Source organism: Streptomyces sp. NPDC044106 (genome assembly GCF_056433985.1).
Map to the genome: position 1 here is coordinate 1 of NZ_JBWKFZ010000021.1, position 20,233 is coordinate 20,233.

18 protein-coding genes, 1 tRNA gene and 1 pseudogene are annotated in these 20,233 nt (G+C 69.0%); 9 read left to right on the plus strand and 11 right to left on the minus strand.

Annotated features, from left to right (window positions below; all coding sequences use genetic code 11):
* From AC07DI_RS31110 to AC07DI_RS31125, 4 genes and pseudogenes are all read right to left on the minus strand, one after another.
* Positions 1 to 1,004, minus strand: a pseudogene (locus AC07DI_RS31110) (Fe-S oxidoreductase); the annotation flags it as partial.
* A 143-nt stretch (positions 1,005 to 1,147) separates the two neighbouring features.
* Positions 1,148 to 1,666 carry a flavin reductase family protein gene (locus tag AC07DI_RS31115; protein ID WP_478907642.1) on the minus strand — a complete coding sequence of 173 codons (519 nt, stop codon included), beginning with the start codon at positions 1,664 to 1,666 and terminating at the stop codon, positions 1,148 to 1,150.
* Between the two features lie 29 nt (positions 1,667 to 1,695).
* Complete coding sequence (locus AC07DI_RS31120; RefSeq protein WP_478907644.1) at positions 1,696 to 3,174, minus strand: aminotransferase class I/II-fold pyridoxal phosphate-dependent enzyme; 1,479 nt, start codon at positions 3,172 to 3,174, stop codon at positions 1,696 to 1,698.
* Between the two features lie 215 nt (positions 3,175 to 3,389).
* A complete protein-coding gene (locus AC07DI_RS31125; RefSeq protein ID WP_478907646.1) occupies positions 3,390 to 4,139 on the minus strand; it encodes a DUF5324 family protein in 750 nt (249 codons plus the stop codon).
* Positions 4,140 to 4,491: 352 nt separating this feature from the next.
* Between AC07DI_RS31125 and AC07DI_RS31130 the strand changes: the two genes are divergently transcribed.
* Together AC07DI_RS31130 and AC07DI_RS31135 are read left to right on the plus strand one after the other, a co-directional pair.
* Complete coding sequence (locus tag AC07DI_RS31130) at positions 4,492 to 5,025, plus strand: peptidylprolyl isomerase (protein WP_384252422.1); 534 nt, start codon at positions 4,492 to 4,494, stop codon at positions 5,023 to 5,025.
* A gap of 135 nt (positions 5,026 to 5,160) precedes the next feature.
* Entirely contained in the window at positions 5,161 to 6,066 is a 906-nt protein-coding gene (locus AC07DI_RS31135) for a rhomboid family intramembrane serine protease (RefSeq protein WP_384252419.1), read from the plus strand.
* A 266-nt stretch (positions 6,067 to 6,332) separates the two neighbouring features.
* Here the strand turns inward: AC07DI_RS31135 and crgA are convergent, their stop codons facing one another.
* Positions 6,333 to 6,590, minus strand: coding sequence for a cell division protein CrgA (gene crgA / locus AC07DI_RS31140; protein WP_384252416.1), 258 nt, complete (start codon positions 6,588 to 6,590; stop codon positions 6,333 to 6,335).
* Positions 6,591 to 6,731: 141 nt separating this feature from the next.
* Here crgA and AC07DI_RS31145 point away from each other — a divergent pair, with 141 nt between their 5' ends.
* From AC07DI_RS31145 to AC07DI_RS31170, 6 genes are read left to right on the plus strand one after another with little or no spacing between them, the layout of a single operon-like run.
* Positions 6,732 to 7,502 (plus strand): DUF881 domain-containing protein, encoded by a 771-nt coding sequence (locus tag AC07DI_RS31145; RefSeq protein WP_384252414.1) that lies wholly within the window; start codon positions 6,732 to 6,734, stop codon positions 7,500 to 7,502.
* Positions 7,503 to 7,529: 27 nt separating this feature from the next.
* Positions 7,530 to 8,273 (plus strand): class E sortase, encoded by a 744-nt coding sequence (locus AC07DI_RS31150; protein WP_478907811.1) that lies wholly within the window; start codon positions 7,530 to 7,532, stop codon positions 8,271 to 8,273.
* A gap of 52 nt (positions 8,274 to 8,325) precedes the next feature.
* Positions 8,326 to 8,487 carry a hypothetical protein gene (locus AC07DI_RS31155; RefSeq protein WP_384252411.1) on the plus strand — a complete coding sequence of 54 codons (162 nt, stop codon included), beginning with the start codon at positions 8,326 to 8,328 and terminating at the stop codon, positions 8,485 to 8,487.
* Entirely contained in the window at positions 8,484 to 9,143 is a 660-nt protein-coding gene (locus AC07DI_RS31160) for an aminodeoxychorismate/anthranilate synthase component II (RefSeq protein WP_478907650.1), read from the plus strand. The genes AC07DI_RS31155 and AC07DI_RS31160 overlap by 4 nt, the downstream gene beginning before the upstream one ends.
* On the plus strand, positions 9,140 to 10,405 hold the full coding sequence (locus tag AC07DI_RS31165) for a class E sortase (RefSeq protein ID WP_478907652.1): 1,266 nt from the start codon (positions 9,140 to 9,142) through the stop codon (positions 10,403 to 10,405). The genes AC07DI_RS31160 and AC07DI_RS31165 overlap by 4 nt, the downstream gene beginning before the upstream one ends.
* A 24-nt stretch (positions 10,406 to 10,429) precedes the next feature.
* Positions 10,430 to 11,176 carry a class E sortase gene (locus AC07DI_RS31170; protein ID WP_478907654.1) on the plus strand — a complete coding sequence of 249 codons (747 nt, stop codon included), beginning with the start codon at positions 10,430 to 10,432 and terminating at the stop codon, positions 11,174 to 11,176.
* Between the two features lie 125 nt (positions 11,177 to 11,301).
* On the opposite strand, the gene pknB is transcribed toward AC07DI_RS31170, so the two are convergent.
* The 6 genes from pknB to AC07DI_RS31200 all read right to left on the minus strand — a co-directional run bounded on the left by pknB (position 11,302) and on the right by AC07DI_RS31200 (position 19,549).
* The gene (gene pknB / locus AC07DI_RS31175; RefSeq protein ID WP_478907656.1) at positions 11,302 to 13,335 is read right to left on the minus strand and encodes a Stk1 family PASTA domain-containing Ser/Thr kinase; all 2,034 of its coding nucleotides are present in this window, start codon (positions 13,333 to 13,335) and stop codon (positions 11,302 to 11,304) included.
* 168 nt (positions 13,336 to 13,503) lie between these two features.
* Positions 13,504 to 14,973, minus strand: coding sequence for a peptidoglycan D,D-transpeptidase FtsI family protein (locus tag AC07DI_RS31180; protein WP_384252398.1), 1,470 nt, complete (start codon positions 14,971 to 14,973; stop codon positions 13,504 to 13,506).
* Positions 14,970 to 16,400, minus strand: coding sequence for an FtsW/RodA/SpoVE family cell cycle protein (locus tag AC07DI_RS31185; protein ID WP_384252395.1), 1,431 nt, complete (start codon positions 16,398 to 16,400; stop codon positions 14,970 to 14,972). Before AC07DI_RS31185 ends, AC07DI_RS31180 begins: the two co-directional genes overlap by 4 nt.
* Before the next feature lie 26 nt (positions 16,401 to 16,426).
* Complete coding sequence (locus tag AC07DI_RS31190; RefSeq protein WP_478907659.1) at positions 16,427 to 17,980, minus strand: Stp1/IreP family PP2C-type Ser/Thr phosphatase; 1,554 nt, start codon at positions 17,978 to 17,980, stop codon at positions 16,427 to 16,429.
* 131 nt (positions 17,981 to 18,111) lie between these two features.
* Positions 18,112 to 18,627, minus strand: coding sequence for an FHA domain-containing protein FhaB/FipA (locus tag AC07DI_RS31195; RefSeq protein WP_478907661.1), 516 nt, complete (start codon positions 18,625 to 18,627; stop codon positions 18,112 to 18,114).
* Between the two features lie 10 nt (positions 18,628 to 18,637).
* Positions 18,638 to 19,549 carry an FhaA domain-containing protein gene (locus AC07DI_RS31200; protein WP_478907663.1) on the minus strand — a complete coding sequence of 304 codons (912 nt, stop codon included), beginning with the start codon at positions 19,547 to 19,549 and terminating at the stop codon, positions 18,638 to 18,640.
* A 549-nt stretch (positions 19,550 to 20,098) separates the two neighbouring features.
* On the opposite strand from AC07DI_RS31200, the gene AC07DI_RS31205 reads away from it, so the two are divergent.
* Positions 20,099 to 20,185 (plus strand) — tRNA-Leu (locus tag AC07DI_RS31205).
* Positions 20,186 to 20,233: the final 48 nt, after the last annotated feature.

Below are 20,233 nucleotides of genomic sequence, written 5' to 3' on the forward strand. Positions count from 1 at the left end.
TGCGAGTGGTCCCGCAGCGACATGATCAGGAGCTTGGGGGAGAGCGGCTTACCGGTGTTCCAGGCGGGGCACTGCGACTGGCAGCGACCACACTCCGTACACGTCGAGAAGTCCAGCAGACCCTTCCAGGAGAACTGCTCCACCTGCGAGACGCCGTAGACGTCGTCCTCGCCCGGGTCCTCGAAGTCGATCGGCTTACCGCCCGACGTCATCGGCTGCAACCCGCCGAGCGCCGTGCGGCCGGAGGCCTCGCGCTTGAACCAGATGTTCGGGAAGGCGAGCATGCGGTGCCAGGCGATGCTCATGTCGAGGTTCAGGCTGACCGTGATCATCCAGATGAAGGACGCGCTCAGCTTGAGCATGGCGAAGAAGTAGACCCAGGTCTCCACGCCGGAGTGGCCGACGTCCTGGAAGAGGAGCGTCACGCCGTAGGAGACGTAGTTGTCCGGGCCGTAGTCCGCGTGGTGCAGCACGCCTTCGAGGCCGCGCAGCGCCATCACCGAGAGACCGATGAGGAAGATGACGGTGTCGACGAAGTAGGCGTGGGCCCGGTTCGATCCGGCGAAGCGGGACTTGCGGCCCGGCCGGGTCGGCAGGCTCAGCTGCCGGATCACGAACATGATCACGATGCCGAGCGTGGTGCCGGTGCCGATGAACTCGATGTACATCTCGTACGGCAGCCAGCCGCCGATGACCGGCAGCGTCCACTCGGGGTCGAAGAGCTGCCCGTACGCGTTCACGATCGTCAGGATCAGCGTGTAGAAGCCCAGCGCGACGAACCAGTGGGCGAAGCCCACAAGCCCCCACTGGGCCATGCGCGTGTGGCCGAGGAACTCCTTGACCAGCGTCACGCTCCGCTGCCACGGATTGTCCAGACGATTCGCGTTCTCCGGCAACGGCGCACCCAGCCGGAAGAAGCGGAAGAAATGCACAAAGGCGCGCACGAACAATGCAATGCCGACCGCGCTGAGTGTCAGCGAAACGACGATCGCGGCGAGTTGCATGGGGGCTCCTCGAACCGGTCCCGGTGGGGCTGATGGCTGCCTATTACTAAGCGGTAACTTATTGAGCTCGTACGAGAGTACCGTCCCGCTCAGCGGCAGCAACACCCGCACCGGCAGTGATCTGCGTCGCTGCTATCGCGCCATCACGCCGGGTGACCCGCGTCGATGTCGCCCACGCCGTGCAGCGTGAGCGCGGCTCGCTCCTCGGCGGTGCCTTCGGTGCCCTCGGTGTTTTCGGTGCCCGAGGTGCCCGCGGCGCGGGTGAGAACCGGGTCGAGGATGAAGGCGACGTGGTCGCCGCCGTCGACGCGCTCGTGGACGCGGCCGGTGAACCAGCCGAGGGCGTCATCGAGGACGACGGTGCCATCCGGCCCCTCGTGCCACGGAAGCCCGGCGAACTTGTCCGTCTCCGCGCTGCAGAGGGAACCGAAGCGCTCGGCGAGGTCGTGCCGGTCGTGCGGCAGGAGGTGGACGGCGAGAGTACGGACTTCCAGGGCCAGGTCGTACGTGTGGTTGGCCTTGGAGAGCCATACGGCGAACCGCGTCGGATCCAGGGAGCACTGGCTCGCGAAGCCGACCAGACACCCCGCGCGCCGACCGTCCCCCGTCGCCGCCGTGACCACGTACACGGGCGGATTCAGGAGCCCCGTGAAGGCGTCCATGTGCTCGTCCCTCTCGGCCCCCGGTGCGTTCACGCGGTGACCCGGACGGTCTTCAGGCTGCTGTCGGCGGCGTCGGGGAGGTTCATGCCCGCCCGTACACCCGAGCGCAGATAGGTCAGGACCGGCTCGGTCAGCCGCTCGCCGGGGAGGACGACGGGGATTCCGGGCGGATACGGGGTGATCATCTCGGCGGCGACACGTCCTGCCGCGTCCTCCACGGGGACGTCCTCGTAGGAGGCGAAGTAGGCGTCGCGCGGCAGTGCCGCCTGGGTCATCCGCAGGTCGGCGGGGTCAGGGACGGTCACCCCGGGCGCGTCCTTCAGCTCGTCGGCGTGTGCGGACAGATCGCGCAGCGCGTCGAGGAGCCGCCCGGCGGTGGACTCGTCGTCGGCGTGCGTGAGCTGGGCGCTGATCCGGCGGTGGTCGAAGAGGTGCATGTCGATGTGGTGGTGGGCGCGCAGCCAGTCCCCGGCGCGATAGCCGGTGGTGCCGAGCGCGGAGAGGTCGATCACGATGGGCAGTGGGTCGAAATCCGCCGCGAGCCCGGGACCGCAGTAGTCGTCGGCGTCATCGACGTGCAGTCCGTCGATCCGTTCGATCGCCGCACGGGTGCGGGCGGCGAGGCGAAGGGCGTCGTCGATGAGCTGCCTGCCGTCCTTGACCATTTGGCGGCGCCAGCCGTCCAGGCCCGCGTAGAGCAGTACCGAGGGGCTGGTGGTTCCCAGCAGATCGGCCCGGGAAGCGAGGACGGCGGGGTCGATGAGGTCGCCCTGGAGGTGGAAGACCGAGCCCTGTTCGAGACCGCTGCCCATCTTGTGGACGCTGGTCACGCAGATGTCCGCGCCCGCGTCCATCGCCCAGGACGGCAACTCCTCGTGGAACGGCAGATGGGCGCCCCAGGCCTCGTCGACGATCAGGGGCTTTCCGCGCCGGTGGCACACCTCGGCGATGGCGTCCAGGTCGGCGGCGGCCCCGTAGGGCGTGGGACTGGTGACCAGTGCGCCGTCGGCGTCGGGGTGGGCGGCGAAGGCCCTCTCGAAGGACTCGGGCCGGGGCGGATGGGCGATATGGCGCTCGGCGTCCCAGGCCGGCTCGACCCAGACGGGCTCGACCCCCGAGAGGATCAGGCCCGCGATGACGGACTTGTGGGCATCGCGTCCGACCAGGAGACGGTGGTGCGGCGCGGTCACGGTCAGCATGGCCGCCTTGACCGACAGGGAGCTGCCGCAGGTGGAGAAGTAGGTGTGCTCGGCGTGGACGGCGTCCGCCATCAGCCGCTCGGCCCGCTCCAGGACGTTGTTGCGGGTCAGCCGGTCGTCGAGCCCGCCGTTGGCGAGCACATCGCCGAGGAACACGGCGTCCCCGAGTGCTTTCCGTACCTGGGGGTCAGCGCCGCGGGCCTGCTTGTGGCCGGGGGGAGTGAAGGCCAGTTCGCCGGCGTCGTGGTAGCGCTCCAGCGCCTCCAGCACAGGTGCCTCGTCGTGGTTCAAGCTCTCGTTCTCAGCCATGCCAGGAGGAGTTCCCTTTCCGGCGTGCGCCAACCAGTGTCAGCGCTGCCGACGCTCACTCAGGCCACCGGGCTCACCCGAACCACTCAGTCGCCGGGCTCCCCCGCGCGGCGCCTTGTTTCACGTGAAACATCGTGGGGCGAAGACCTCAACATGGTGGGGCGAAGACCTACCGGTCTTCGCCCCACGATGTCGTCATCCGCACCAGGGCCGCGTCAGCTCTTCTTCTTGTCCGCGGCCTTGGAGTCCGTGCCGTCCTTGGCGTCCTTGGCCTCCGCCTCGGCCTCGGCCTGCTTGGCCTGGACCTCGGGGTCGAGGGACGTCTGACCGCTGCCGTCCACGGAGGTCAGCGGGGTGGTGGTGGCCTTGGCGGCCGGGACCTCCGTGGCCGCGGGGGGCTCGACCAGCCAGTCGGGGTTGGCCTGCTTGTCCCACCACTTCCAGGCGGCGACCGCACCACCCGTGAGGATGCCGACGACGGCCAGGCCCTTGGCGAGACGTCCCATCCTGGCCCGGCGCTCGTGCTTGCGGGCCAGGCGCTGGATCTCCTTCGCCGAGACCTGGCCGCGCAGTGCGGCGAGTGCCGCCGTACCGCGGGAGGCCGCCTCCTCGCGGACCGGCTGCGCGGCGGCGACCGCCTGCTCGATGCGGGGCTTGGAGTAGTCGGCGGCCTGGCGGGCCGCCTTGCGCGTACGGGCGGCGGCCTCCTGCGCGGCCTGGTCGACCTTCGGCGGTACATGCGTGCGGGCCTGCTCGACGCGGGGGGCGACGTGGGCGCCGTACTGGACACGGGCCTGCTCAGCGGCCTGCGACACCTTGGGCGCGAGCCGTACGCGCGCCTCGTGGGCGTAGTGGGCGGCCCGGTCCTTGGCCGTGTCGGCGTAGGGCGCCACCGCGTCCGCGGCGTGACGCACGCTGTCCTTGGCCGAGCCGGTCGCGGCGCGCACGCTGTCGATGCGGGTCACGGGATCCTCCTCCTCGGTGGCGTATAGGTATGTCACCTTTCCACCCTTTCAGGGATCATGCCTTCCGGATCGCTCCGACGGGCATGCAAGGGCGGGCATCCGGGTGTCGGTCCGCGCCAGTCGATCCGTTTCCCGGGCAAGGAAAAATCCCTGCGTCCCCCGAGTGCCCCGATCGGCCCGCCCGTACCGCTCCCGTCGAATCCCATCGCTTCCCGTCGATCGAATCGGTACGAAAGAGCTTCCGGCCGACAATGCCACGGATCGCTTCGACGCGCGCCCGGTCGGTGGCTACTCGTCCCAAACCGGTCCGTGCGAGGATCGGTGGGTCACAGAAGACAACGGAAGGCAGATCGTGGCTGAGCAGCTTTACGCCACCCTGAAGACCAACCAGGGCGACATCGTGGTCCGGCTCCTGCCGAACCACGCGCCCAAGACGGTCAAGAACTTTGTGGAGCTCGCCCAGGGCGAGCGTGAGTGGGTTCACCCGCAGACCGGCAAGAAGACGACGGACCGGCTGTACGACGGCACCGTCTTCCACCGGGTCATCAGCGGCTTCATGATCCAGGGCGGCGACCCGCTGGGCAACGGCACGGGCGGCCCGGGCTACGAGTTCGAGGACGAGTTCCACCCCGACCTCGCCTTCGACAAGCCCTACCTGCTCGCGATGGCCAACGCCGGTCCGGGCACCAACGGCTCGCAGTTCTTCGTGACTGTCTCGCCGACGGCGTGGCTGACCCGCAAGCACACGATCTTCGGCGAGGTCACCGACGCGGCCAGCCAGAAGGTGGTGGACGCCATCGCGGCCACCCAGACCAACCCGCGCACCGACCGTCCGGTCAACGACGTGGTCATCGAGTCCGTGGTCATCGAGACCCGCGATGCCTGACCTGCGCGTATCAGCGAGGGCCCGCGCGTAGCCGCGAGGGAACCAATCCGCCCCGCCCGTCCGTAAAGGAAGGGCGGGGCGGTGCGTTGCCACACGTGCCGGCACCGTGCCTTCGTACGAGATTGAGGGGACCCCATGGACCAGGCGCCAGGCAGCCCGCAGGAGCCGCAGCAGCCCGAAGGCGCGTCGGGCCCGCCCGGCTGCTACCGGCATCCGGACCGTGAGACCGGCATCACCTGCACGCGCTGCGAGCGCCCCATCTGCCCCGAGTGCATGATCAGCGCGTCGGTCGGCTTCCAGTGCCCCGAGTGCGTGCGCAGCGGCTCGGGCACCGGCCACACGCCGGAGGCCAACCAGCCGCGCACGGTCGCGGGCGGCACGATCGCCGCCGACCCGCGCCTGGTCACCAAGGTCCTGCTCGGGATCAATCTCGCGCTGTTCGTCGTGCAGATGGTGGTCGGGGACCGCTTCACCGACCGGTTCGACCTGCTGGGGCGCGCCTTCGTCCCGGAGTTCGGCTCGGTGGAGGGCGTCGCCGAGGGGCAGTGGTACCGCCTCGTGACGGCGATGTTCCTGCACAGCAGCTACATGCACATCGCCTTCAACATGCTCAGCCTGTGGTGGATCGGCGGCCCGCTCGAAGCGGCCCTCGGCCGCGTCCGCTTCCTCGCGCTCTACCTGGCGTCGGGCCTCGCGGGCGGCGCGCTGACGTATCTCCTCGCGGAGCCGAATCAGGCCTCGCTCGGGGCTTCGGGCGCCATCTTCGGTCTTTTCGGCGCGACCGCCATCCTGATGCGGCGGCTCAACTACGACATGCGGCCGGTCATCGCGCTCCTCGCGATCAACATGGCCATCACCTTCTGGTGGCCGAACATCGCCTGGCAGGCCCACATCGGCGGACTCGTCGGCGGCGTCATCGTGGGTTACGCGATGGTGCACGCGCCCCGCGGGCGACGGAACCTCATCCAGTACGGCACCTGTGCGCTGGTGCTGGTCGCGGCTGTGGTCATGGTCCTCGTACGCACCGGGCAGCTCACCTGACGTACCACGTTGTCCACAGCGTGTGCCCGATCTTGTGCATGCTGTGGGGAACAGCAGTGCCCCTCGTCACTGACCTGGGTTTCCCCAGCAAGGACAAGGGGCACGCGAGGTGTGGAGATCCCGTGGACCGGTCACACCAACGTCAACCGGCCGAGGGTTATCCACAGATCTTCAGTCTTATCCCCAGGTGGGGATAGCGCTGTGGATAACTCAGGGCAGGGCTTGCGGAACGAGGGGCGGGACGGGTGCTACTTCCACTGCGGGTGCTACTTCCACTGCGTGGAGACGCCGAAGCCCGCCGCGATGAAGCCGAAGCCCACCACGATGTTCCAGTTGCCCAGCGGGTCGATCGGCAGCTTGCCGTCCGTGACGTAGAAGACGACGATCCAGGCGAGGCCGATGAGGAACAACGCCAGCATCACCGGAGCCACCCAGCTGCGATTGGTCAGCTTGATGGCCGTCGCCTTCTTGGCCGGCGGCGGCGTGTAGTCGTCTGCCTTCTTGCGGATACGTGACTTCGGCACGAGGGTCTCTCCTGTCGATGCGCTGCGTGGCCGCGCAGGTGACTGTGGTCTGGCGCCGGGCGTGGCACTACGGGAGCTGAAGCCTCCCCCGGGCGTCCGTTAGCGTAGTGCTTCCGCGGCGCTGAAGGAGATAAGGGTACGTTGAGCAATTCTGCCGACCCCCACAAAGGTGCCGGTCGTCGCCCCCGATGGCGTCCGGTTCGGGTGCTTACGGGTGCTGTTTTCGCCCTTGCCGGCCTGATCTTCTTCACCAGTTTCAACACGGCCAAGGGCACCAACATCCGTACGGACGCCTCCCTGTTGAAGCTCTCCGACCTCATTCAGGAGCGCAGCCACAAGAACGGCGAGCTCGACGAGTCCAACGGCTCCCTGCGCGACGACGTCGAGTCGCTCGCCCAGCGCGACAGCGGCGGCACCAAGGCCGACGAGGCCCGGCTCGACGCGCTGGAGGAGAACGCCGGCAGCAAGAAGCTCAGCGGCGACGCGGTCACGGTCACGCTCGCCGACGCCCCGCCCAACGCCACCGCCAAGCTCCCCGGCTACCCCGAGCCCCAGCCCAACGACCTGGTCATCCACCAGCAGGACCTGCAAGCCGTGGTCAACGCCCTCTGGCAGGGCGGCGCCAAGGGCATCAAGGTCATGGACCAGCGGCTGATCTCCACGAGCGCCGTGCGCTGCGTCGGCAACACCCTGATCCTCCAGGGCCGCGTCTACTCCCCGCCGTACAAGGTGACCGCGGTCGGCGACCCCGGCAAGCTCAAGAACGCCCTGGCGGCCTCCCCTCAGATCCAGAACTACATGCTCTACGTCAACGCCTACGGTCTCGGCTGGAAAGTGGACGACGACGGGGCGGTGACTCTTCCCGGCTACTCGGGCACAGTGGATCTCCACTACGCGAAGCCTGTGGAGTAGCACCCGGGGAGGGAGCGTCCTGTGTCGGTGCGTGCGCTCGTCAGGACGTTCAGCGAACTGTGCGTCACCGTCGGCACGTTGATCGTGCTCTTCGTCGTGTACGTCCTCTTCTGGACCGGCGTGAAGGCCGACAACGCCATGGACAGCCAGATCGACGAGCTGCAGGACCGGTGGGCGCGGGGCGCGGTCTCCGCGGGGACGGACGACAAGCCGGCCGGGACGTCCCCCGACGACGGGACCGCGCCCGACGACGGGGCCTCGTCCGGCAGCGAGGCAGCGCCCGAGGAACCGGCCCCCTACAAGGACGGCAAGGCCTTCGCCGTCATGTACATCCCGCGGTTCGGTTTCACGTGGAACAAGCCCGTGCTCCAGGGCACCGGCACCGACGTCCTGAAGAAGGGCCTCGGCCACTACGCCTCCACCGCCCGGCTCGGCCAGAAGGGCAACTTCTCCGTCGCGGGCCACCGCCGCACCTACGGCGACCCCTTCAAGGACTTTCCCGAGCTGCGCCCCGGCGACCCCGTCGTCCTGACCGACGGCACGACCTGGTTCACGTACCGCATCGACAAGAAGCCCTTCAGGACACTCCCCGGCGACATCGGCGTCATCGATCCCGTGCCGCGCAGATCCGGCTACGACGGCCCGGGGCGCTACCTCACCCTGACGACCTGCGAACCGGAGTGGGGCCACAGCCACCGGCTGATCGTCTGGGCGCATCTGGACGCCACCCAGCCCGTGGAGGCCGGGAAACCGGAGGCACTGCGCCGTTAGTCTGGTGCCGTACGGCGAGGGAGGCCATGCCGTACGTGACGGAAGGGACGGCATGTACGGCTGGATCTGGCGGCATCTGCCGGGAAACGCGTGGATCAGGGCGCTGATCTCGCTGGTGCTCGTACTCGCGGTGGTCTATGTGCTGTTCCAGTACATCTTCCCGTGGGCGGAACCGCTCCTGCCCTTCAACGACGTCACCGTGGACGGCCAGTGAGCGCCGCCGGCGGCCCGCGCCGCAGCCGCGTCCTCGTCGTCGACAACTACGACAGCTTCGTCTTCAACCTCGTCCAGTACCTGTACCAGCTGGGCGCCGAGTGCGAGGTCGTGCGCAACGACGAGGTCGAGCTCAGGCACGCCCAGGACGGCTTCGACGGCGTGCTGCTCTCGCCGGGTCCCGGCACGCCGGAGCAGGCCGGGGTCTGCGTGGAGATGGTGCGCCACTGCGCCGCCACCGGCGTGCCCGTCTTCGGCGTCTGCCTCGGCATGCAGTCCATGGCGGTCGCGTACGGCGGTGTGGTGGACCGCGCCCCGGAGCTCCTGCACGGCAAGACCTCGCCGGTCCGCCACGAGGGCAAGGGCGTCTTCGCGGGCCTGCCGTCGCCGTTCACCGCGACCCGCTACCACTCGCTGGCCGCCGAGCCCGCCACCGTCCCGGCCGAGCTCGAGGTCACCGCGCGTACGGAAGGCGGCATCATCATGGGCCTGCGCCACCGCGAGCTGCCGGTCGAGGGCGTGCAGTTCCACCCCGAGTCGGTGCTGACCGAGCACGGCCATCTGATGCTCGCCAACTGGCTGGTGGAGTGCGGCGACACCGGCGCCGTCGAGCGATCGGGCGGGCTGGCCCCGGTGGTGGGCCGGGCCACGGCGTGACGGACGTGCGCCCCGAGCGTGACTCCTCCGGAGCCCCGGACGACGCGGATGACGCGTACGGGGCCGCAGGCGCGTTCGAGGCGGCGGTCGACGACCTGGACGACCCCCTGACGGATCCACTGCCGGGGCAGCGCCCTTCGCCGGGGCAGCATCCCTCGCCGGGACAGCGTCCTTCGCCGGGGCAGCACCCCTCGCCGTGGTTCCGGAGTGCGCCCGCGGCGGAGCCGGAGCAGCAGCCAGCGGCTGAGCCCCCGGCGGCGGTGCCTGCGGAGCCCCGGCCCCAGCCGGAACCCACGTACGACGAGCTGTACGGCGGGTACGCCCCCCAGCCGGAGCGATCGGCCCCCCACCACCCTGTCCCCGTCCCCGTCCAGGACGACGAGACGGTGGGGCTGCGCACGGTGGACGCCCGCCGAATAGCCGCACCGGAACCCGACCTCCCCACGGCAGGCGGCCGGGCAGCCCGCCGCAAGGCCGCCAGGAAGGGCGGTACGCGCCCGGCCGAGAGCCGCGACCGGGCCGCCGGAAACCGACCGGCCGCCGCCCCCCTCTCCCGCGTAGAGGCACGCCGTGCCGAGCGCGCCCGCAGGCCGTCACCCGGCGCCGTCATCAGCCGGGGGCTCGGCGAGGTCTTCATCACCGTCGGCGTCCTGATGCTCCTCTTCGTCACGTACCAGCTGTGGTGGACGAACATCCGCGCCCATCAGCAGGCGGACAGTGCCGCCCACGACCTCCAGGAGAGCTGGGCCAAGGGAGAGGGCAGGCCGGGGGCCTTCGAGCCGGGGCAGGGCTTCGCGATGCTGCACATCCCGCGCCTGGACGTCGTCGTGCCGATCGCCGAGGGCATCGACAAGCAGAAGGTCCTCGACCGCGGCATGGTCGGCCACTACAGCGAAGGCAGCACCAAGACACCGATGCCGGACGCCGCGCCGGGCAACTTCGCGGTCGCGGGCCACCGCAACACGCACGGCGAGCCGTTCCGCTACATCAACCGCCTGGAGCCGGGCGATCCGATCGTCGTGGAGACGCGGGACAAGTACTTCGTCTACAAGATGGCGAGCATCCTGCCGCAGACCTCCCCCGGCAACACGAGCGTGATCGGTCCCGTCCCGCCGGGTTCGGGGTTCACCAAACCCGGCCGGTACATCACACTGACCACCTGTACCCCGGAATTCACGAGCAAGTACCGAATGATCGTCTGGGGCAAGATGGTCGAGGAACGACCGCGCAGCAAGGGCAAGCCCAGCGCGCTCGTGAACTAGAACGGTGAGAACGGGGCGGAACGAGTGGCAGCCACGACCAACGACGAGCAGCAGGCCAAGGCGCCCGCACCGGACCCCGATCCGGCCCCCGCACCACGACGCAGGGGCCGCGGCCCCATCGCCACCGCGGTCAGCGTCTTCGGTGAACTCCTCATCACCGCGGGCCTGGTGCTCGGCCTGTTCGTCGTCTACTCGCTCTGGTGGACGAACGTCATAGCGGACCGCGAGGCGCACAAGCAGGGCAACCGCGTGCGCGACCACTGGGCGAGCGGCCCCGGCAAGATCGACACCAAGGACGGCATCGGCTTCCTGCACGTCCCCGCGATGGGCGGTGGCGAGGTCCTCGTCAAGGCGGGCACCAGCAGCAAGGTCCTCAACGACGGCGTCGCCGGCTACTACAAGGACCCCGTCAAGTCGGCCCTCCCCGAGGACAAGGAGGGCAACTTCGCGCTGGCCGCGCACCGCGACGGGCACGGCGCGAAGTTCCACAAGATCGACAAGATCGAGAAGGGCGACGCGATCGTCTACGAGTCCCGGGACAAGTGGTACGTCTACAAGGTGTACGCGACGCTGCCCGAGACCTCGAAGTTCAACGTGAAGGTCCTGGACCCCGTCCCGAAGGAATCGGGCGCGAAGAAGCCGGGCCGCTACATCACGCTCACGACCTGCACGCCGGTCTACACCTCGCGGTACCGGTACGTGGTGTGGGGCGAGCTGGAGCGCGTCGAGAAGGTCGACAGCAAGCGGACGCCACCGGCGGAGCTGAAGTAGCCGACGTACGCGGCACGCACGGACCGACGCTCCGCCACTCACCGACCGAGACCGCGATACGACAGAGCCCCGGTGACCGCTGAGCGGTCACCGGGGCTCTCCCATGGCTCGTGGCCTGCGACGGGTCAGTCGTCGAAGCCCGGCCAGTGCCCGCGGCCGTGACGGGACCAGCCGCCGACGAGACCGTCGTCATCGTCGCCGTCCCCGCCACCGCCGTTGTTGCCGTTGTCGTTGCCGCCACCGCCGCCGCCCGCGGTGGTCAGGTTGACCGCCGAGCCGGGGGCGACCTTCTGGCCGACGTTGGGCTGGGACACGAGCACGAGCGCGTCGTCGTCCTGCGGCCCCACGATGGTTCCGACCGTCAGGCCCGCGTCCTCGATGGCCTTGCGGGCGTCCTTCAGCTTCTGGCCGGTGAGGGGCGGAACGGTGGCTTCCTCGGCCGCCTTGGCGACCTGGACGGTGACCGTGGAGCCGGGGTCGGCGGCGGTACCGGCCGCCGGCGTGGTCTTGATGACCTTGCCCTCGTCGACGTCCTCGCTCGCGACGTCCTCACGGGAGACCGCGAAGCCGTTGTCCTTGAGCTGCTTCTCGGCGGCCGCGTAGTCGAGGCCGGTCACCTCCGGGACGCTGACCTGCTTCTTCTCCTTCGCCACGACAAGCGTGATCTTGCTGCCCTTCTGGACCTCGCTACCCGAGGTCGGGTCCTGCTCGAGGACCGTGCCCGGCTCCTCGGTGGACTCCTGGGGCTTGGTGGAGACGTCGAACTGGTACTTGTCGCCCTTGAGCTTCTTCGTGGCGTCATCGACGCTCATCGAGATCACGTTCGGCACCGCGACCTTGGGCGCGCCGGTCGACACCGTCACCGTGATGGTGTCGCCCTTCTTGACCTCCGTGCCGGCCCCGGGGTCCTGGTCGCAGATCTGGCCCTTCGGGTACTTGGCGCACGGCTTGCGCTCGCCCGTCTCCAGCTTGAGACCGACGTTCTCCGCCGACTCCTGGGCTTCCTTGTACGTCTCGCCCACGAAGTCCGGCGCCTTGGTGACGTTGTCGTCGCCGTTCCCGCTGAACGCCCACTTCCCGATGAGGATCGCCCCCACCAGGACCAGGACGCCCGCGAGGACGAGGAGCCACGTCGAGACGTTGCTCTTCTTCTGGCGCCGTCCGCGGCCCTCGTCGTAGCCGTAGCCCCCGTCGTCCGGGTTGACCGGCGGCATCATCGACGTCTGGCCGCCGCCGTTCTGCGCGTGCAGCATCGCGGTCTGCTGGTCGTCCGGGTGGCCGTAGCCCACCGCGCCCATGGCTGCGGTGGCCGCGACCGGCTGGCCGTCGAGGCAGGCCTCGATGTCGGCGCGCATCTCGTCGGCCGACTGGTAGCGGTAGTCCGGGTCCTTGGTGAGGGCCTTCAGGACGATGGCGTCCATCTCCGGAGTGATCTCTCCGTCGAAGACGCTCGGGGCCTGCGGCTCCTCACGTACGTGCTGATAGGCCACCGCGACCGGGGAGTCACCGACGAACGGCGGCCGGACGGTGAGCAGCTCGTAGAGCAGGCAGCCGGTGGAGTACAGGTCGGAACGGGCGTCGACCTGCTCGCCCTTGGCCTGCTCGGGCGAGAGGTACTGAGCCGTGCCGATGACCGCGGCGGTCTGCGTCATCGTCATGCCGGAGTCACCCATGGCGCGGGCGATGCCGAAGTCCATGACCTTGACCTGGCCGTTGCGCGTCAGCATGACGTTCGCGGGCTTGATGTCACGGTGCACGATGCCGTTGCGGTGGGAGTACTCCAGGGCCTGGAGGATGCCGATCGTCATCTCCATGGCTCGCTCGGGCAGCAGCTTGCGGCCGGAGTGGAGCAGCTCACGCAAGGTGGAGCCGTCGACGTACTCCATCACGATGTACGGGATGGAGACCCCGTCGACGTAGTCCTCGCCGGTGTCGTAGACCGCGACGATCGCCGGGTGGTTGAGCGAGGCGGCAGACTGGGCCTCACGGCGGAACCGGGCCTGGAACGACGGGTCGCGGGCCAGGTCGACCCGCAGCGTCTTCACCGCCACGGTGCGACCGAGGCGGGTGTCGTGCGCGAGGTAGACCTCCGCCATCCCACCACGGCCGAGCACCTGGCCCAGCTCGTACCGGCCGCCGAGGCGACGCGGCTCTTCCATAGCTAATCCAGCCCTCTCCGTCGGTCCCGACCGCACCGGTGTGCGGTCCGGCGGTGTGCTGTCCGGGCATACCGTACCCGGCTCCACTTAGGTGACCCGGACACGACTGTCAGCCGATACCGGACCGGTACCGCAACGTGCACCGATGTCGAGTTGTCGTGACGGGGGTCACTTCTTGCTGTCGATGACTGCCTTCATCACGGACTTGGCGATGGGAGCGGCCAGACCACCACCGGAGATGTCCTGACGGCTCGCCTTGGAGTCCTCGACGACGACGGCGACGGCGACCGGCGAACCGGAGTCCGTCTTGGCGTACGAGATGAACCAGGCATACGGGTTCTTGCTGTTCGCGACGCCGTGCTGGGCCGTACCCGTCTTGCCTCCGACGGTGACGCCGGGGATCTTGGCCATGGTTCCGGTGCCCTTCTCGACCACCGTCTCCATCATTGCCTGGAGCTTCTGCGCGTTCTCCTTCGAGAGCGGCTCGCTCATCTCCTTGGGCGAGTGCTTCTCGATGACGTCGAGGTTGCGCGCCTGCAGGTCGCTGACCATGTACGGCTCCATGAGCTTGCCGTCGTTGGCGATCGCGGAGGCGACCATGGCCATCTGGAGCGGCGTCGCCGCGGTCTCGAACTGACCGATGGAGGACAGCGCGGTCTGCGGCTTGTCCATGTCCTCGGGGAAGTTGGAGGCGTTGGAGCGGACGGGCACGAACTGCTGCTCGTTGAACCCGAACTTCTTCGCCGTCTCCAGCATCTTGTCCTTGCCGAGATCGGAGCCGATCTTGCCGAAGACGGTGTTGCAGGACCAGCGCAGCGCCTCACGCAGCGTGGCGTTCTTGCAGGGGATGTTGCCCTCGTTCGGCAGCGGCTGGGTGGTGTTCGGCATCGTCCAGGGGTCCGGCGAGTCCGTCTTGCTGTCGATGCCGTTGTAGAGGTTGTGCTCCAGGGCGGCCGCCGCCGTGACCACCTTGAAGGTGGAGCCGGGCGGGTAGGTCTCGCGCAGCGCGCGGTTGACCATCGGCTTGTCCTTGTCCTTCTCCAGGCGGACGTACTCCTCGGCTTCGTCGTTCGTGTTGCCCGCGAAGTCACCGGGGTCGTACGACGGCGTGGAGGCCAGCGCCAGGATCGCGCCCGTGGACGGGTCGATCGCGGCGACGGCGCCCTTGCCCTTGCTCTTCAGGCCCTCGTACGCGGCCTTCTGCGCGGCGGAGTTGAGGGTCGTGACGACATTGCCGCCCTCCTTCTTCTCGCCGGTCAGCATGTCGAGGGTGCGGCGGAAGAAGAGCCGGTCGTCGTTGCCGGTGAGGATGCCGTCTTCGATGTACTCCAGCTGGGTGGCGCCCATGCGCTGCGAGGAGTACCCGGTGACGGGTGCCCACATGGGCCCGTCCTTCCAGGTGCGCTTGTACTTGAGGTCGCTGCCCGGGGTGGTGGTGGCCTTCGAGCCGGTGATGGGCTTGCCGTCGACGATGATGTCGCCGCGCGGCTGCGAGTAGCGCTCGATGGTGACGCGGCGGTTCTTCTCGTGCTTGGCGAGGCTGTCGGCCTTGACGTACTGGAGCCAGTTGTCACGGGCGAGCAGGGCGAGGATGAGCAGCCCGCAGAAGATCGCGATCCGGCGCAGGGGCTTGTTCACGGTCGGACCACCTGGGTCATCTCGGCGTCGGGGTTCGGGGCGGGGGCCGGGGCGGGACGGCGCGCGGTGTCACTGATCCTGATCAGGATGCCGATCAGGGCCCAGTTGGCGATGACGGAGGAACCGCCGTACGCCAGGAACGGCATCGTCATACCGGTCAGCGGGATCAGGCCCATGACGCCGCCTGCGACGACGAAGACCTGGATGGCGAAGGCGCCGGAGAGACCGATCGCGAGGAGCTTGCCGAACGGGTCGCGGGCGGCGAGTGCCGTGCGGACGCCGCGCTCGACGATCAGGCCGTAGATCAGCAGGATCGCCATGATGCCGGCGAGACCCAGCTCCTCACCGAAGGTGGCGAGGATGAAGTCGGAGTTGGCGGCGAACTTGATCAGGTCCGAGTGGCCCTGGCCGAGACCGGAGCCGAGGGTGCCGCCGGAGCCGAAGGCCCACAGGGCCTGCATGGCCTGCTCGGAGTGGATGACACCGTCCTGGACACCGGCCTGGCTGAGCTTGTACTCGCGCAACGGGTTGAGCCATGCCTGCACACGCGTCTGGATGTGCGGTTCGAAGCTCGCCACGGCGACGGCACCGACCGCGGACATCAGGAGACCGAACACGATCCAGCTGGTGCGCTCCGTGGCGACGTACAGCATGACGACGAACATGCCGAAGAACAGCAGCGACGTACCCAGGTCGGTCTCGAAGACGAGGATCAGGATCGACATCGCCCAGACGACGATGATCGGCCCGAGGTCACGTCCACGCGGGAGGTAGAGACCCATGAAGCGGCGGCTGGCCAGGGCCAGGGCATCGCGCTTCACCATCAGGTAGCCGGCGAAGAAGATCGCGATGACGATCTTCGCGAACTCACCCGGCTGGATCGAGAATCCGCCGACGTGGATCCAGATCTTCGCGCCGTAGATGTTGAGACCGAGGCCCGGCACGAGCGGCAGGAGCAGCAGGATCAGAGACGCCACCATGGAGATGTACGTGTAGCGCTGCAGGACGCGGTGGTCCTTGAGCAGCAGCAGTACGCCGACGAACAGGGCGATGCCGATCGCGGAGTACATGAGCTGGTTCGGCGCCGCGGGGCTGAAGTTGGGCAGCTGCTGCAACCGCTCCGACTGATCGAGCCGCCAGATCACCACCAGGCCGAGGCCGTTGAGCAGCGTGGCCAGCGGCAGCAGCAGCGGGTCGGCGTACGCCGCGAACTTGCGTACGACGATGTGGCCGACGCCTGCGAGCAGGCCGAGGCCCGCGCCGTAGCCGAGCATGCCGGACGGCAGTTTGCCGTCCAGCGCCAGGCCCACGTTCATGTAGGCGAACAACGGGATGACGACCGCGAACGCGAGCAGCGCGAGCTCGGTGTTGCGCCGGCTCGGCGCTCCGATCGCGCCGATCGTCGACGTGTGTGTAGTACTGCTCATGGCGTGCAGAGGCCCCCAACGGCTGCTTACTGCTTACCGCACAGCGGGACCAGCTTCTGCTCATCCTCGGAGAGGCTGGGGCCGGGTGTGGGAGTCGGTGCGGTCTTGGACTTGTTCTTGTCGGTGGTGCTGTTCTTGTCGTTGTCGACGGGCGGGGACGTCATGGAGTCCGGGCCTGGCGGTGTCTTGCGCTGCCCGGAGGCGCCGCCCGCTTCGCCCTCGCCCGTCCTGGCGTTGTTCTGGCGCTCGACCTCGCGGCGCTCGGCTTCCTTCTTGCAGGCGGAGGCCTGCACGCCCAGCTCGTCGATCTTGCCGCGCGCCTCGTCCAGGTCGTTGCCGGGGATGGTGGCCTCGACCTGCTTGCGCTGGTAGGGCGGCAGGTACTTGAGTTCGATCTCGGGGTGGTCCTTCTCGACCTTCGAGAGGCTGACCCAGGCCAGGTCCTGGTCGATGCCGCGGTAGAGCGCGATGTGCGCGTCCTTGGTGCCGACGTAGTACTGGGTCTGGGTCCAGCGGTAGCCGCCGTAGAGGCCACCGGCGATGACGGCGAGCGCGAGCGCCCCGTAGAGGGATCTCTTGAGCCACTTGCGGCCGCCGCCGGGCTTGACGAAGTCCTCGTCGTCGTAGGCCCCGAAACCGCCCTCGGGGACGTATCCCGTGGTGTCGCCGCTACCGGGCGGGCCGAAGCCGCCACCCTGCCCGTGGGAGGTCTGTGTCGGCACCGGGCGGCCGAGGCCCGACGCGCGGCCCGCGGGCGTCTGCATGGCGCCGTCGTCCTGCGCCTGGAGCTGGTTCTCGGCGACCGCGCCGACCACCACGGGGGTGTCGGACAGCTGGCCCGCGAGGGTGTCGCCGCTGTCGATGTCCAGGACGTCGGCGACGATCACGGTGATGTTGTCGGGGCCGCCGCCGCGCAGCGCGAGCTGGATCAGCTCCTGCACGGTCTCCTGGGGGCCCTGGTAGCTGGCGAGGGTGTCTTCCATCGTCTGGTGGGAGACGACGCCGGAAAGACCGTCCGAGCAGATCAAGTACCGGTCGCCCGCGCGCACTTCGCGGATCGACAGATCCGGCTCGACGTGGTCGCCGCTGCCCAGCGCGCGCATGAGGAGGGACCTCTGCGGGTGGGTGGTGGCCTCTTCCTCGGTGATGCGGCCCTCGTCGACGAGGCGCTGCACCCAGGTGTGGTCCTGCGTGATCTGCGTGAGGACGCCGTCCCGCAGGAGGTACGCGCGTGAGTCGCCGACGTGTACGAGGCCGAGGCGCTGGCCCGTCCACAGGAGGGCGGTCAGGGTCGTCCCCATGCCCTCGAGCTGGGGGTCCTCCTCGACCATCAGCCGCAGCTGGTCGTTGGCCCGCTGCACGGCGGTGCCCAGTGACGTCAGGATGTCCGAGCCGGGGACGTCGTCGTCGAGCGTGACGAGCGTCGAGATGACCTCGGAGCTCGCCACCTCGCCCGCCGCCTGGCCACCCATGCCGTCGGCGATGGCGAGGAGACGGGGGCCGGCGTAACCGGAGTCCTCGTTCCCCTCCCGGATCATGCCTTTGTGCGATCCGGCGGCGAAGCGCAAAGACAGACTCATGCGCACCTCGCCCGTCGGCTCCGGGTACATCCGCACGGTGCCCACCCTCCGGTCGGGAGCGCGCCGGCGTCCAGTGCCTGGACAGCCGTTTCGGCTCGCTCGCTCCGCTCGCGCTCTGTCATGACGTAGTACTACTTCCGCAGCTCGATGACGGTCTTGCCGATGCGGATCGGCGCGCCCAGCGGAACGGGCGTCGGGGTGGTGAGTCGGGTCCGGTCGAGATACGTGCCGTTGGTGGACCCGAGATCCTCGACGATCCACTGGCCGTCACGGTCCGGGTAGATCCTGGCATGCCTGCTGGAGGCGTAGTCGTCGTCCAGCACGATCGTGGAATCGTGCGCACGGCCCAGGGAGATGGTCTGGCCCTGCAGCGCGACGGTCGTCCCGGCGAGGATGCCCTCGGAGACGACGAGCTTGTTGGGGGCGCCGCGCCGCTGGCGCCCACCGCCGGCCTGCTGCCGCTGCGGCGGGGGTGTGGCGGCCTGCTGCTGGCGGGCGGCCTGTTGGGGCCGCTCGCGGCGCGAACCGCGCTGTGTGACACGCGTTCCGAACAGGTCGCTGCGGATGACCTGGACGGCCACGATCACGAACAGCCACAGAACAGCTAGGAAACCTAGCCGCATGACCGTCAGGGTCAGCTCTGACATTGCCCCCGCTTCACCCTTCGGCTTGCCGGTAAACGATGGTGGTTTGGCCCACGACGATCCGCGAGCCGTCGCGGAGCGTAGCGCGGGTGGTGTGCTGCCCGTCTACCACGATGCCGTTGGTAGACCCGAGATCCTGGATCGTCGAGGGCGTTCCGGTCCGGATCTCACAGTGCCGGCGGGATACGCCGGGATCGTCGATCCGCACATCGGCGTCGGTGCTGCGGCCCAGCACCAGCGTCGGGCGGGAGATCTGATGGCGATTGCCGTTGATCTCGATCCAGCGCCGCACCTGGGCGCCCGGAAGTGGTCCTGCACCGGAGCCCGGAGGCCTGGCCGGTGCCGGGGAGTGCCCGCCGGGTCGGCCCGCGCCGGGCGGCGGCGCGGCGGGCATGGGAGGTGCGCCGCCGGGAGCGCCGCCGGAGCCAGGAGCTCCGGAGGACGGCTGCGGATAGCCATAGCCGCCGCCCGTACCGGCGCCGCCCGCACCGCGGCCGGGAGCCGTCGGCCCGCCGGGGCCCGCGGGGGCGCGCTCGGGCGCCTGGGAGGAGCTGGAGGCGAGGGTGCGGCTGCGCACGCGGTACAGGCCGGTGTCGAGGTCCTCGGCCTTCTCCAGGTGGACCTTGATGGGACCCATGAAGCTGTAGCGCTGCTGCTTCGCGTAGTCACGCACCATGCCGGAGAGCTCGTCGCCGAGCTGGCCCGAGTACGGGCTCAGCCGATCGAAGTCGGGGGCGCTGAGCTCCACGATGAAGTCGTTCGGGACGACGGTCCGCTCGCGGTTCCAGATCGTCGCGTTGTTGTCGCACTCGCGCTGGAGGGCGCCGGCGATCTCGACGGGCTGGACCTCGGACTTGAACACCTTGGCGAAGGTGCCGTTGACCAGACCTTCGAGACGCTGCTCGAACTTCTTCAGGACTCCCATGGGGCACCTCCTCCGTCGTAGTCATCCTGGTACTGCTTACTGATCGTATCCACGCGCCGGGAAAACGGCTGGTTCCCCCTGTCCACCCGGTCGACGAGTGTCGCCTCTCACAAGACATGCCCGCGCCAGGGTCCAGTGGATCCTCCCAGGGCCCCTGAGGAAGCCCTGATCCGTGACCCCGGAGCCCCGTAAGGGCAGCTGCTCGGGGCCTCTGCTCGAGCCACCTTTTACAAGGGATCGTAGAGGGGGCCCAAAGCCAGTGTCCCGCACCTGGCTGTGGACCTCGCCGGGTTCGGGCGGGCCGGGGGCGCAGCGGGATCGGGACGGGTGCCTGTAGGAGGGGTGTGCTGGGGCATGTGGGGCTCAAGTGCCTGGCGGGACGGGTTTGGTCCGGATGCCGGGCCGGGCGAGGCGGAGCGGTGAGCGGCGGGCTGTCTGGCCAGGTGCCCCGCCAAACGGATGTGAATCCACCCTCTGCAGCGTGCTAATCTTCTGGATGTCGGCAGGCGCTCGCACCACACAGTGAAGAGACCCAAAGACAACACCCATGCGCGGGTGGCGGAATAGGCAGACGCGCTGGATTCAGGTTCCAGTGCCCGAAAGGGCGTGGGGGTTCAACTCCCCCCTCGCGCACCATGAGGAAGCGGTCCTCCTCCGGACGAAAGTCCGGAAGGGGGCCGCTTC

Coding starts and splice junctions, on each gene's coding strand:
- AC07DI_RS31115 (WP_478907642.1), bottom strand. CDS start 1,666: ATGGACGCCTTCACGGGGCTCCTGAATCCGCCCGTGTACGTGGTCACG.
- AC07DI_RS31120 (WP_478907644.1), bottom strand. CDS start 3,174: ATGGCTGAGAACGAGAGCTTGAACCACGACGAGGCACCTGTGCTGGAG.
- AC07DI_RS31135 (WP_384252419.1), top strand. CDS start 5,161: ATGGACCAGGCGCCAGGCAGCCCGCAGGAGCCGCAGCAGCCCGAAGGC.
- AC07DI_RS31155 (WP_384252411.1), top strand. CDS start 8,326: ATGTACGGCTGGATCTGGCGGCATCTGCCGGGAAACGCGTGGATCAGG.
- pknB (WP_478907656.1), bottom strand. CDS start 13,335: ATGGAAGAGCCGCGTCGCCTCGGCGGCCGGTACGAGCTGGGCCAGGTG.
- AC07DI_RS31185 (WP_384252395.1), bottom strand. CDS start 16,400: ATGAGCAGTACTACACACACGTCGACGATCGGCGCGATCGGAGCGCCG.
- AC07DI_RS31190 (WP_478907659.1), bottom strand. CDS start 17,980: ATGAGTCTGTCTTTGCGCTTCGCCGCCGGATCGCACAAAGGCATGATC.
- AC07DI_RS31195 (WP_478907661.1), bottom strand. CDS start 18,627: ATGTCAGAGCTGACCCTGACGGTCATGCGGCTAGGTTTCCTAGCTGTT.
- AC07DI_RS31200 (WP_478907663.1), bottom strand. CDS start 19,549: ATGGGAGTCCTGAAGAAGTTCGAGCAGCGTCTCGAAGGTCTGGTCAAC.